This is a genomic window from Vasconcelosia minhoensis LEGE 07310 (genome assembly GCF_015207255.1).
GTDB classification, from domain to species: Bacteria; Cyanobacteriota; Cyanobacteriia; order Phormidesmidales; family Phormidesmidaceae; genus Vasconcelosia; species Vasconcelosia minhoensis.
In genome coordinates, this window is record NZ_JADEXG010000003.1 from 104,781 (window position 1) to 117,179 (window position 12,399).

The 12,399-nt window shown below is 57.4% G+C and carries 14 protein-coding genes; 8 read left to right on the forward strand and 6 right to left on the reverse strand.

Features of this window, described 5'->3' with window-relative positions:
• Positions 1–5: 5 nt before the first annotated feature.
• Positions 6–710 (reverse strand): potassium channel family protein, encoded by a 705-nt coding sequence (locus tag IQ241_RS02345; protein WP_193904794.1) that lies wholly within the window; start codon positions 708–710, stop codon positions 6–8.
• Between the two features lie 135 nt (positions 711–845).
• Between IQ241_RS02345 and IQ241_RS02350 the strand changes: the two genes are divergently transcribed.
• From IQ241_RS02350 to IQ241_RS02360, 3 genes are all read left to right on the forward strand, one after another.
• Entirely contained in the window at positions 846–2,006 is a 1,161-nt protein-coding gene (locus IQ241_RS02350) for a GuaB3 family IMP dehydrogenase-related protein (RefSeq protein WP_193904795.1), read from the forward strand.
• A 342-nt stretch (positions 2,007–2,348) separates the two neighbouring features.
• Positions 2,349–2,669 carry a thioredoxin gene (gene trxA / locus IQ241_RS02355; protein WP_193904796.1) on the forward strand — a complete coding sequence of 107 codons (321 nt, stop codon included), beginning with the start codon at positions 2,349–2,351 and terminating at the stop codon, positions 2,667–2,669.
• Between the two features lie 153 nt (positions 2,670–2,822).
• Positions 2,823–3,887 (forward strand): LOG family protein, encoded by a 1,065-nt coding sequence (locus IQ241_RS02360; protein ID WP_193904797.1) that lies wholly within the window; start codon positions 2,823–2,825, stop codon positions 3,885–3,887.
• A gap of 3 nt (positions 3,888–3,890) precedes the next feature.
• On the opposite strand, the gene hisIE is transcribed toward IQ241_RS02360, so the two are convergent.
• Complete coding sequence (hisIE, locus tag IQ241_RS02365; protein ID WP_193904798.1) at positions 3,891–4,550, reverse strand: bifunctional phosphoribosyl-AMP cyclohydrolase/phosphoribosyl-ATP diphosphatase HisIE; 660 nt, start codon at positions 4,548–4,550, stop codon at positions 3,891–3,893.
• A gap of 270 nt (positions 4,551–4,820) precedes the next feature.
• Between hisIE and hemL the strand changes: the two genes are divergently transcribed.
• The 5 genes from hemL to IQ241_RS02390 all read left to right on the forward strand — a co-directional run bounded on the left by hemL (position 4,821) and on the right by IQ241_RS02390 (position 9,751).
• Positions 4,821–6,122, forward strand: coding sequence for a glutamate-1-semialdehyde 2,1-aminomutase (gene hemL / locus IQ241_RS02370; RefSeq protein WP_193904799.1), 1,302 nt, complete (start codon positions 4,821–4,823; stop codon positions 6,120–6,122).
• A 20-nt stretch (positions 6,123–6,142) separates the two neighbouring features.
• Positions 6,143–6,904 (forward strand): HEAT repeat domain-containing protein, encoded by a 762-nt coding sequence (locus IQ241_RS02375; RefSeq protein ID WP_193904800.1) that lies wholly within the window; start codon positions 6,143–6,145, stop codon positions 6,902–6,904.
• A gap of 239 nt (positions 6,905–7,143) precedes the next feature.
• Positions 7,144–8,946 (forward strand): sodium:solute symporter family protein, encoded by a 1,803-nt coding sequence (locus IQ241_RS02380; RefSeq protein ID WP_193904801.1) that lies wholly within the window; start codon positions 7,144–7,146, stop codon positions 8,944–8,946.
• A 62-nt stretch (positions 8,947–9,008) separates the two neighbouring features.
• Positions 9,009–9,233 carry a hypothetical protein gene (locus tag IQ241_RS02385; RefSeq protein WP_193904802.1) on the forward strand — a complete coding sequence of 75 codons (225 nt, stop codon included), beginning with the start codon at positions 9,009–9,011 and terminating at the stop codon, positions 9,231–9,233.
• Between the two features lie 5 nt (positions 9,234–9,238).
• Entirely contained in the window at positions 9,239–9,751 is a 513-nt protein-coding gene (locus IQ241_RS02390) for a GNAT family N-acetyltransferase (protein ID WP_193904803.1), read from the forward strand.
• Between the two features lie 12 nt (positions 9,752–9,763).
• Here IQ241_RS02390 and IQ241_RS02395 read toward each other — a convergent pair whose 3' ends face one another.
• From IQ241_RS02395 to IQ241_RS02410, 4 genes are all read right to left on the reverse strand, one after another.
• On the reverse strand, positions 9,764–10,255 hold the full coding sequence (locus IQ241_RS02395; protein ID WP_193904804.1) for a YajQ family cyclic di-GMP-binding protein: 492 nt from the start codon (positions 10,253–10,255) through the stop codon (positions 9,764–9,766).
• Positions 10,256–10,281: 26 nt separating this feature from the next.
• On the reverse strand, positions 10,282–10,704 hold the full coding sequence (locus IQ241_RS02400) for an MAPEG family protein (RefSeq protein WP_193904805.1): 423 nt from the start codon (positions 10,702–10,704) through the stop codon (positions 10,282–10,284).
• 2 nt (positions 10,705–10,706) lie between these two features.
• Positions 10,707–11,222, reverse strand: coding sequence for a DNA recombination-mediator protein A (locus IQ241_RS02405; RefSeq protein ID WP_193904806.1), 516 nt, complete (start codon positions 11,220–11,222; stop codon positions 10,707–10,709).
• A 70-nt stretch (positions 11,223–11,292) separates the two neighbouring features.
• On the reverse strand, positions 11,293–12,378 hold the full coding sequence (locus tag IQ241_RS02410) for a phosphotransacetylase family protein (protein ID WP_193904807.1): 1,086 nt from the start codon (positions 12,376–12,378) through the stop codon (positions 11,293–11,295).
• Positions 12,379–12,399: the final 21 nt, after the last annotated feature.

Sequence of the window (12,399 nt, forward strand, 5' to 3'; positions counted from 1 at the left end):
AGGTGCTAAACCGGCAGCCGATCGATACCTTTATTGGAGCCGATCACCACCATGAGGGAACCCGCGTGCAGCCGCGAAACCGGGCTGGGATTGATCTCAAACTTATCGGTTTCGTCTTCCTTGCTGATCGCCATCAGGGTCAGCCCGTAGTGATTCCGCAGGTCTACCTCAACTACCGTTTTATTATCAAAAGCCGGGGGCACGACAATCTCGACAATGCTATGGTCGGGGTCGAGCTCAAACCGATCTAGGATGCCGGGGCGAGTCAGCGATCGCGCCAGCTCGCAGCCCATCTGATGCTCGGGGAAGACGACATGGTCTGCTCCGACCCGCTCCAGCAGCTTGCCGTGAATTTCTGAAGAGGCTTTGGCGACCACGTTGGAAACGCCGATTTCCTTGACGTTTAGCGTCGTGATGATACTTTCCTGCACGTAGTTGCCAATCGCCACAATAACGGTATCAAAGTCGGGAATGCCGGCTTCCTGTAGGGCAGACGGTTGGGTTGAATCAAGCTGCACGGCGTGGGCGGCAATCTGGTCGGTTAAGACCTGGGCAACGCGACTCTCATCCAGATCGATGCCGAGTACTTCATAGCCCATACTGTGCAGCGTTAGGCAGACCGCTCGCCCAAATCGCCCTAGCCCGATGACGGCAAACTGACGGTTAGTTGTCCGTAAGTTACGAAAAAATTTCAGAGACGATAGGTTCATCGGTGCGGCGTATGGATAGCCATTCTATTATCAGCGCTGGGCTATCCCAACTCAAGCAATAATCCGCATTGCCTGTTCTTTCTTTGCTAGGCTAGCTGCATGATCTTAGGCTAAGCAGCGGACTGGGATACTTCAATGGATATTCAGATTGGTCGAGGGAAAACGGCTCGTAGGGCCTATGGGATTGACGAGATTGCCCTCGTTCCGGGGCCACGCACCCTGGATCCGCAGCTGGCGGATACGACCTGGCAGATCGGCGGCATCGAGCGCGAAATTCCGATTATTGCCAGCGCGATGGATGGCGTAGTTGACGTGCGAATGGCGGTAGAGCTGTCTCAGCTAGGCGCGCTGGGCGTTTTAAATTTAGAGGGGCTACAAACCCGCTATGACGACCCGACTCCGCTGCTAGAGCGAATTGCCGCAGTCGATAAGACCGAGTTTGTGCCGCTGATGCAGGAGCTCTATGCCAAACCGGTGCAGCCGACCCTAATTCAACAGCGGATTCAAGAAATCAAGGCTCAGGGCGGCATTGCTGCCGTCAGTGCGACCCCCGCTGGGGCCAGCCGCTATGGCCAGGCCGTGGCCAAAGCCGGAGCCGATCTCTTTTTTATTCAGGCGACTGTCGTTTCAACGGCGCACCTTTCTGCCCAGGCGAACATTCTGGACCTTTCCCAGTTCTGCACAGAGATGCCGATGCCGGTGATTCTGGGCAACTGCGTGACCTATGACGTAGCGCTAAAGCTGATGAAAACTGGCACAGCCGGGATTTTAGTCGGGATTGGGCCGGGTGCGGCCTGTACCTCTCGGGGCGTTCTGGGGGTGGGCGTGCCCCAAGCGACGGCGGTTGCTGACTGTGCCGCAGCTCGGGAAGATTACCACCGCGAAACCGGACGGTATGTCACCGTAATTGCTGATGGTGGCCTGGTGACCGGCGGCGATATCTGTAAGTGCATCGCTTCAGGCGCAGACGGGGTGATGATCGGTTCCCCCTTTGCCCGAGCTCAGGAAGCGCCCGGTCGGGGCTTTCACTGGGGAATGGCGACCCCCAGTCCGGTGCTGCCCCGGGGTACCCGGATCAGCGTTGGCACGACGGGGACGCTGAAGCAGATTCTGCGCGGCCCGGCTCAGTTAGACGACGGGACCCACAATCTGCTGGGAGCGCTCAAAACTAGCATGGGCACCTTGGGCGCGAAGGACCTTAAAGAAATGCAGCAGGTTGAGATTGTGATTGCGCCGTCGCTGCTGACTGAGGGTAAGGTCTATCAGAAGGCCCAGCAGCTCGGTATGGGCAAGTAGGGCTGAGCAAATTTCTCTCAGGACAGTTTTATCCTTAGATATGAGCAATTCTTGAAATATTGCGCTATTGCCCCTGATTTAGGAGTGGCAAATCTCTTAGCGTCTCTTACAATAAAGAAGAAGCGGAGACGAAAGTTTCCGTTCACTCCTCACACCACACTCCGCTCAGGCTTTACGGCCTGGGCGGTTCCTCTTGAGTAGAAAAAAGCTTGAATTTCCATTAAGACTTTTTCCAGAGAAAAGCCTGCCGAGAGGTTATGCTAGGTCTGAACGGTTTGGCCATGCCCCGCGCCTGGTCTGTGGTAAAATCGATTTACATCAGAAAAGTCAAGGAAGATAGGCATGACAGCCGCACAAGTCACAGATTCGACGTTTAAGCAAGAAGTCTTGGAAAGCGAAGTCCCCGTCCTGGTTGACTTTTGGGCCCCTTGGTGTGGCCCCTGCCGGATGGTCGCGCCCGTAGTAGAGGAAATTTCTGAACAGTACGACGGTCAGGTCAAGGTCGTTAAGGTCAATACCGACGACAACCCGAGCATTGCCAGTCAGTACGGTATTCGCAGTATCCCCACGCTGATGATTTTCAAAGGGGGGCAGCGTGTTGACATGGTCGTTGGTGCAGTCCCTAAAACAACGCTGGCGAATACGTTAGAAAAATATCTATAGGCGCAGCTCCGGTTTAATTTTGCTCAGCTATGAGCCCTGGTTAGTTTGACTAACCAGGGCTTTTCGCTTGAGTGAGTCGTCGATGCAAATGCCGATTCGAATGCCGCTAGAATAGGTTCACCTGACGAGCATTGCCCTTTTAACCCATTTTCTATGACGGCTCCCCTCTCTAAGCTTGAAGCGCACCTCCAGGCCGATATTGCTGACATTATTGCTGAGCTGCCCGATCGGCAGCACGGACAGCTGATTCAGCAAATTCTGGAAACGCTAGTGCGGATGATCGGCCGTGAGGCAGACCGGCTCGACTGGAAAATCCTCAGCCATGCGCTGCTGGATATGGAGCAGGGATTTCAAATATTCTATCCCTATCGCCACATTCGCAAAATCACCCTGTTTGGATCGGCTCGGACGCCAGCGACCCAGCCCGACTATCAGATGGCGATGGAGTTTGCCCGGCGGCTGGCCGACCAGGGGTTTATGGTGATGACCGGGGCTGGGGCGGGGATTATGCAGGCCGGTAATGAGGGAGCGGGTCCAGAACGCTCCTTTGGACTGAACATTCAGCTGCCGTTTGAGCAGGGGGCAAACCCGGTGATGGCTGCCGACCCTAAGCTGATTGACTTTAAGTATTTTTTCACCCGCAAGCTGTTTTTTCTGCGAGAGAGCGACGCGATCGCGCTTTTCCCGGGCGGTTTTGGCACTCAGGACGAAGCGTTTGAGTCGCTGACGCTGATCCAGACGGGTAAGGCCGGGCCGATGCCGATTGTGCTGATCGACCACCCCGGCGGCGACTATTGGAAGGGCTGGGACAGCTACATCCGCGACCATCTGCTGGAGCGTGGCCTGGTCAGCCCGGACGATCCCAGCCTCTATACGGTGACGAACGACCTGGACCAGGCCTGTGAGGCAATCGTGAGCTTCTACCGGGTGTTTCACTCCAGCCGCTACGTGGACGGCCAGCTGATTATTCGACTGACCTCGCCGCTTTCAGGCGGTGCGGTAGACCAGCTCAACGTCGAATTTGGCGATATTCTCAGCCAGGGCAAGATTGAGGCAATCTCGACCCTAGCGGCGGAGCAGGGCGACGAGACCGAGCATCTGCCCCGGCTAGCCCTGCATTTTAACAACCGCGACTTTGGCCGACTGCATCAGTTTATTCAGCGGATTAACCAGCTTGGGGTTGACTGCCCTGAAGTCGAGCATCCCGAGCATAAGTAAGCCCTAGCGCCGCGACTGAAGCTGACGGTAGACGGCTTTGATATCGACATGGTGATGCGCGATCGCGACCAGCACATGATAAAAGAGGTCGGCTACCTCGGCAGCAATCTCCGCTGGCGCCTCATCTTTGCAGGCCATCACAACTTCGACCGCCTCTTCACCGATTTTTTGCAGAATCTTATTGTCGCCGCCGTCGAGCAGCCGATTCGTATAGGAGTTGGGCTGGGGGTGGGATTGGCGATCGCGTATTACCCCATACACCTGGGACAGGGTATCGGCGGGCGGCGACACGGCTGCGCTACCCGCCGCCTCAATTAGACCCACCTGATGAAAGCAGCTGCGCTCCCCCGTATGGCAGGCCACATCGCCCAGCTGCTCTACAGTCACCAGCAGCGCGTCGCTATCGCAGTCGTAGCGCAGCGACTGCACCTTCTGACGATGGCCTGAAGTGGCTCCTTTGTGCCAGAGCTGCGATCGCGACCGGCTCCAAAACCAGGTTTCGCCTGTCGCCATCGTCTTTTGCAGCGACTCGGCATTCATCCAGGCCAGCATCAGCACCGTACCGTCCAAATAGTCCTGCACAATCGCCGGCACCAGCCCCCGCTCGTCATAGCGAATACTATCGACCGGCACAGCTCCTGCCAGCGTCTCTAGCTCATCCATTGTGTTTCTGTCTCACTTCAATCCCTCCCAGAGCTCCTTCATCATTTCCCATAGAGTCCTTTCCTCAACCCATTGTGCCAGATGCAAGCCAACCACTCCCCCACTCCCCAACACATTCCTTAACATCTCCAACCCTACCCCATCCCAGCCGCTAGGATAAAAAATACTGTTCACCGTCTATCGCTGATGGACGTTTAGCCGCTAATCGCTTTTAGATTCGAGTATCCCAATCCTTCCATTCCCCTCAATCAGGACAATCAGGAGAACGCTTTGGTTAGCACCACAACTTTGAAAACGGCCAAATCTGATGAAATTTTTGCAGCGGCTCAGTCGCTCATGCCGGGTGGGGTAAATTCACCGGTGCGGGCTTTTCGCTCGGTCGGCGGGCAGCCGATCGTATTTGACCGAGTCAAAGGGGCCTATATCTGGGATGTCGATGATAACCAGTACATCGACTACGTCGGCACCTGGGGTCCTGCCATCTGCGGCCATGCTCACCCAGAAGTGCTCCAGGCCCTATCCGCTGCGCTAGAAAAAGGCACCAGCTTCGGCGCGCCCTGCCAGCTCGAAAACGTACTGGCCGAGACCGTAATCGAAGCCGTTCCCAGCATTGAGATGGTGCGCTTTGTCAATTCCGGCACAGAGGCCTGCATGGCCGTACTGCGTCTGATGCGAGCCTTTACCGGGCGCGACAAGATCATCAAATTTGAGGGCTGCTACCACGGACACGCCGATATGTTCCTGGTCAAGGCTGGTTCTGGCGTCGCTACTTTGGGCCTGCCCGACTCGCCCGGCGTGCCCAAGGCTTCTACCAGCATGACCCTGACTGCCTCCTACAACGACCTAGAAGCAGTCAAGGCGCTGTTCGAGCAAAACCCCGGCGAGATCGCGGGCGTCATCCTAGAGCCGGTCGTCGGTAACTCTGGCTTCGTCACCCCCGACGCGGGTTTTCTGGAAGGACTGCGCGAAATTACTCAGGAGCAGGACGCGCTGCTGGTCTTTGACGAAGTGATGACCGGCTTTCGGATTGCCTACGGCGGCGCTCAGGAGAGGTTCAGCGTCACTCCCGACCTGACCACGCTGGGTAAGATCATCGGCGGCGGTCTGCCAGTCGGGGCCTACGGCGGGCGGCGCGACATCATGGAGATGATTGCGCCCGCCGGGCCGGTCTATCAGGCCGGAACGCTGTCGGGCAATCCGCTGGCGATGACGGCGGGGCTGAAGACGCTGGAGATTTTGCGGCGTCCGGGTACCTATGAGCAGCTGGAGAAGATCACGAAAAAGCTAAGCGATGGCCTGCTAGAGACCGCCCGCGAGCAGGGTCACGAAGTCTACGGCGGCAGCCTCAGCGCCATGTTTGGCCTGTTCTTTACCGCTGGTCCCGTCCATAACTACGATGATGCCCAGCAGTCAGACCTGAAGAAGTTTAGCCGCTTCCACCGGGGCATGTTAGAGCGAGGCGTGTACCTGGCACCTTCCCAATTTGAAGCCGGGTTTACTAGCCTGGCCCATACCGAGGCTGATATTGACCAGACGCTAGCGGCAGCCCGCGAAGTGATCTCTGAGCTCTAGCTGCTGGCGGGATTTTAGCCATGTATGACGATGAGCTATCGGTATTAGATGCGGCGGTGGGGTTGGATAGCCCCCTCGACCCGCTAGATCAGATTCCAGCCTCTAGCGAATCTGATGGCCCCCAGTATGATCCCAATGAAATGCTGGCGCTGCTTTCCCATACCGATAGCCAGCAGCGGATGCTGGCAGCTCGGGCCTTTTGTGAAATTCAAGACGCCCGGGCCGTGCCGCAGCTGATTTTGCTCCTAAGCGATCCCTGTCCGCTGGTGCGGGTGAGCGCCGCCTACGGGCTAGGCCGCAATCCCAATGACACTGCCATTGAGCCGCTGATCGAACAGTTCAACCGCGATTGGAACGGCTATGCTCGCAAGGGCATGATCTGGGCGCTGGGCAATGCCCGCGATCCCCGCGTCGTCGATCCGCTGGTAGATGCGGTCAAAAACGACATTTCCGCCGTGCGCCTGTGGGCGGCCAGCGCTCTGGCCCAGACGGTTAATATCGACTATGGGTCGATGATCAAGGCGATGCCGCCGCTGGTTCAGGTGATGCGACGCGACCCCGTGGCCGCCGTCCGCAGTAACTGTGCCTGGTCTATCGGCCAGATTTGCGCTGAGCTGCCGTCAAACGTGGTCTATGCGACTGCGATCGACGCGCTGATCGAAACCTTTGCCGAAGACGACGAGCTGGGGGTGCGGGAAGACGCTCGCACCGCGATTCTAAGCGTCGGTGACTCGCGCGGGCTTCAGGTAATTGAAGAGATCGAGCAGGACGGGCTGTTCTAGCAGTCAGTCTGCAACGGCCCATCGTAGCTGTCCATAAACCGGGCTAGGCCGTCGGCTACCGCTGCTGTGAGCAGTCCAAGGGTGGCAGCGCTGGTTTTCAGAAATTTGAACATCAGAATTACGAATTTTAGGAACTCATTAATCCTTCAGCCTCTTGGGGTCAATCCCGTAAGTCTTGTACAGCCCCTATGGCTTGTGGCCAAGCTATGGCATGATCGCTAAACCCCACGGAGCCGCCTATGCTACTGATCGACTGGCTGATTGTACTGGCCTACCTAATTGCGACGATGGCCCTGGGAATCTACCTCTCCCGCAAAGCCTCGGGCAGTCTAGTGGATTTCTTTGTCTCAGGTCGTTCGCTGCCCTGGTGGCTGGCGGGGACGAGCATGGCTGCGACCACGTTCTCGATCGATACGCCGCTCTACATTGCGGGCGTGGTCGGCAATCGGGGGATTGCGGGCAATTGGGAATGGTGGAGCTTTGGGATTGCCCATGTGATTATGATCTACATCTTCGCGCGGCTGTGGCGGCGGTCGGAAATTGTCACCGACGCTGAGCTGACGGAAATGCGCTACGGCGGTCAGACGGCGGCCTGGTTACGCGGCGTCAAGGCGTTTCTGTTTGCGGTACCGATTAACTGCATTGGCATTGGCTACGCCATGCTGGCGATGCGCAAAGCGATCGACGCGCTCCAGCTCTGGCAGAGTTTGGGGATCGATCCTGGCGAGGGCACGAAGCTCTGGAGCGTCATTGGGATCGGCCTGCTGGTGCTAGTTTATGCCGGATTTTCCGGGCTGTGGGGCGTGGTCGCGACGGATTTCTTACAGTTCTTTCTGGCTTTATTCGGGGCAATTGTAGTCGCGATCGCGGCAGTCGCCTCTGTCGGCGGCATGGCGTCTTTGGTTGACCAGGTGCAGGCCGCTACGAATCAGGACATGCTCAGCATCGTACCGCTCAGCTTTGACGGCGGCATCGGCTGGAGCGCGGTGGCGGGGATTCCAGCAAGCACCTTTTTAGCCTACGTAATGCTCCAGTGGTGGTCTTTCCGTCGCAGCGATGGCGGCGGCGAATTTATTCAGCGTCTGGCCGCTGCTAAAAGTGAAAGCGAGGCAGAAAAAGCCGCCTGGTTTTTCAACATTCTGCATTACGTCATCCGCACCTGGCCCTGGATTGTGGTTGCTCTAGCGGCGGTGGTAATTTACCCGAATCTGGAAGACCGGGAGCTGGGCTACCCCATGCTGATGCTGGATTTTTTGCCCCCAGTGCTGCTGGGGCTGGTGGTGGCGTCGCTGCTGGCGGCTTTTATGAGTACGGTGTCTACCCTGATTAACTGGGGCGCGTCCTATCTGACTAACGACCTCTATGGCCGCTTTATTCGGCCCCAGGCGACTCAGGCAGAGCTGGTGCTGGCGGGGCGGCTGGCGTCTGTGGGGGTGACGGCGCTGGGCGCGATCGCGGCTTTTTTTGCAACCGATGTGGCCACGGTCTTTCGCCTGGTCATCGCCATTGGCACCGGGCCGGGCCTGGTGCTGATTCTGCGCTGGTTCTGGTGGCGGATCAACGCGCCTGCTGAGCTGGCCTCAATGGTGGGAGGTTTCGTAATTGGACTGCTAACCAGCGTGGTGCCGATACTGACGATTGAGGACTTTGGACTGCGGCTGCTGGTGACTTCGGCGATCACAACCGCGATTTGGGTCACGGTGATGCTGATTACCCCGCCCGAGTCTGACGAAACGCTAGATCGCTTTTATGCCAAGGTCCGCCCCGGCGGTCCCGGCTGGCGGCGACAGCGGCAGCGCACCGGTCTGCGGCCCTTGCAAAATTTAGCTCTGGACGGCCAGCGGGTGCTGGCATCGCTGCTGCTGCTGTTTGGCGCGATGTTTACCGTCGGCGGCTTTTTGCTGCTGCAATCGCTAACTGGCTGGCTGTCGCTGGTCATCGCCGTACTGGGCTGGTGGTGGCTACGCCAGCTCAACCGCCGCCCGATTGCGCCCATGCCCCGACCCGGGCTTGACGATGAAGATGTCTTCTCAGAACCGTAGAATCCCCCTTAGAACCTTTGGAGTCATAGAATAAAAAAGACTACTTCATAAACCCAGGCTCCATGTCTTTCTTTCGGTCCTACATTGCTCCACTGCTGGTCGTTTTAATTTTTCTGGTGGCGATGCTGGCCGTCAGCGCCCGAATTTTTCTGCCGAATGACATGATGGCGCCGGCGCCAATTGAAGATGTTGACGCCGCGACGCCTTCTGCTCCAACTTCAGATGCTGCCATGCAGCCTGTGCCATCGCTGACGACCCTGGTTCATGGGGATGCGGGCACCGTTTAGCGGCGATGCGCGATCGCCCCAGCCCTCCTAGCTTTGATATTCCCGGCTACCGGCTGGAATCGGGCTCGCCCCTCGACCGCGCCCGGCTGGTCAAGTTCATGCAGCGGGCTTACCGCGAGCTGGGCGCAGTCGATTCCCTATCTCACCTAGCCGATACGGTAGAGCGCCATCTGTCCAGCCAGTCACAAATCTGGTGGCTGATGGCAGATGAGAATGGGTTCCCAGTCGGACTACCTGGTGTCGCGCGACCCGAGCCCATCGGCTGCCTCTGGCTGGGCGAAGCAATTGACCAGCGCAGCGGCCAGAAGCAGGCCTATATTTTTTTGGTTTATATTTCGGTTGACTATCGCCGCCGGGGGCTGGCCCGGGCCATGATGGATTGCGCCCATCGATGGGCCAGGCATCAGGGATATGACCAAATAGGCCTACAGGTGTTTACCGCCAATCAGCCCGCAATGCAGCTGTATGAAAAATTAGGCTATTCCCCCCAGGCGATCTGGATGATGCAGGATTTGTAGATTCAGGAAGGCTTAGCGGTAGTTGGTGAACTGGAGCGCCACTGGCCAATCTTCGGCGCGTACTAGCTGCATCGCTTCCTGCAAATCGTCCTTAGACTTGGCTGAGACCCGCACCGCGTCTCCCTGAATCGACGCCTGCACCTTCTTCATGTTGTCGCGGATCAGCTTGGAAATTTGCTTGGCGATGTCCTGGCTAATCCCCTTTTGCAGCTTTACTTCCTGGCGGACTCGATTGCCGCTGGCCGACTCGACCTTGCCAAAGTCAAAAATTTTCATCGACAGCTCGCGCTTAGCCGCCTTGGTTTGCAGCACCGTATGCACCGCGTCGAGGGTCATGTCGCTGGCGGTTTCGACGGTAATACTGTCATCGCTGAGGTCCAGCGTCGTATCGGTGTCTTTGAGGTCGTAGCGGCTGCCAATCTCGCGGCGGGCCTGGTCGAGGGTGTTGACCAGCTCCTGACGGTCGAAGTCGCTGACAATGTCAAATGAATAGGTGGAAGCCATAGGAAAATTTAAATTCGGCAGGGGGGCTACTGCATCCAAGCGGACCGGCAGCTGAGAAAATAGAGCGTGCCGATCGCGACCATGCTGATGGCCCAGGAGAGCGATCGCAGCAGTGGAATACTCAGTATATAAAACGCAGTGTAAGACAGGCGTGCCACTAGGTAACCCCCCACTGCAGCCAGAGCAGCGGTCGAAGCCTGCCCCGTGATGTAGGCCATCAGCGCCGCCGGGGCGTACAGCATAAACGATTCGAAGCTGTTCTGGTGCGCCCAGGTGGCCCGCTGGGCGTAGGCGGGCAGCTTATCGAACATGGCTCTAGGCGCAGCAATGTCGTAGCCCGTCTGCACCCGGGCCAGCCCGACCAGGAGAAAGGGAATGTAGATGAGGATGCCCGCGATCGCAATGCTGTAGAGCAGCGCACTGGGGAGACTCAGTAAAGCTTCAGTCACAGTTAGTCAAAATAAAATAACGTTACAACCTTTCGCTGCTCTTCGGCCTCCTTACAGGTCTTGAGCAGCGTGGCGCTGTCATGAAAGGCAAAGCAGATCAGCTGCTGGCAGCGGGAGATAATTTCCTGGTTACACAGGGCGCTAGCCTCGGCGAGCGAAAGCGTATCATTTGCTTCGTTCTCAACCAGGTGGGTCACTTCCTCCAGCTGCTCCCGCGATTCGCGCGGCTGCCGCTTCAGGCTCTGGGGCAAAATCACCGTCAGCAGGTTGGGATCGGCCTTCATCGCTCCCCGAATCGCCGCCGAGTTGGTGCCGGTAGCGCCCGAAGTCATCAGCCGGTTGCCCCCCAGCACAAGCGCATAGCTCATCAGCTCAATTAGGCGCAGGTGAGTAATGGGCACATGGCGCGACCCTAAGATAGCAATACGCTTAGAGCCGGACTGCTGAATCGTCGCCAGCTCTTGTAGAAAGGTATCGGGCTTTAGCGCTTCAGTTGTGCTTTCAATAGACTGACTCAAAGAGGTACCAAAATATAAAAGAAAGGACGGGCTAATTTTACCAAACCGTCCGAGATTCAGGCGTATAATTTTATGCGGTTACGGCGGGCTGCAGGCTCAGCTCAGCAATTAGCCGCTCAATGTCAAAGTGCTCATCCATCAGATGTTGAATGCACTCGACTTTGACCGGTTCCTGTAGGCGCATCTGGTCAAAGGCCCGATCGATAATTTCTACCGTAGTAAGAGTGTCGAGATCCACCGATAGAATCGGCACTTCCAGGTCTTTAGCCCGACTCAGAATCTCGTCCTTGGGCGGTAGATGACCGGTCAGAATCAGGCACTGAGTTGAGGTTTCTAAGGCCGCGATCTGAATGTCGGAGCGATCGCCGCCGGTGACGACGGCCATATTGTGGGCCTTGCGAAAATAGCGCAGCGCCGAGTTGACGTTCATCGCCCCAATCGAAAGCTGCTCGACCATCATCCGATCCATCCGCTCGGGTCGGCTCAGCACTTCCGCATCGAGAGCCTGCACTAAGGCTGCAACGCTGACGCTGCGCATGAGGGGCGTACTCGGTAAAATTCCTAGCACCGGAATTTGATGCCGCTCCAGGCAGTCTTTGACCTGGGATTCTACCATCGGTATCTCCGCTGCGGGGACGTCGTTGATTAAAACGCCCAGCAGCCGCGGCCCCAGCTTTTGCTTTGCGGCCAGCAGCCGATCGACGATCAGGACGGAGCGAAAACGGGCCACCAGCAGCACTGAAGCATCGGTCATCTCAGCCAGCTGAGGGAGAGAAAGCTGAAATAAGATGCCCTCTTCCAAAGTCCCTGGCCCCTCGGTCAGCAGCAGATCTTCGCCGGTTCCCTGGACATAGGTTTCGAGCTGCTGCCGATAGCTGAGAGCACTAGAGGCTAGCTGACTCTGAATCGTCTCTTCGTCTAAACAGAAAAGCGTCGGGCGCACCCGATTGCTCGCCAGGTCGAGGGCCTGGGTAATAAACCGAACATCCTCATCTTCGCCTGTACCCGATTCGCTGGGACAGGTCCCAATCGGTTTGGCATAGGCCATATCCAGGCCCCGCTGCTGAAGCTGAAGGCCCAGACCTAGCACGGTAGCCGACTTGCCGCTGTAGGCTTCGGTTGAGCCGACGAGTAGATGTTTCGGTAACTTAGGCATGGATGACTCCTCTTTGTCCGT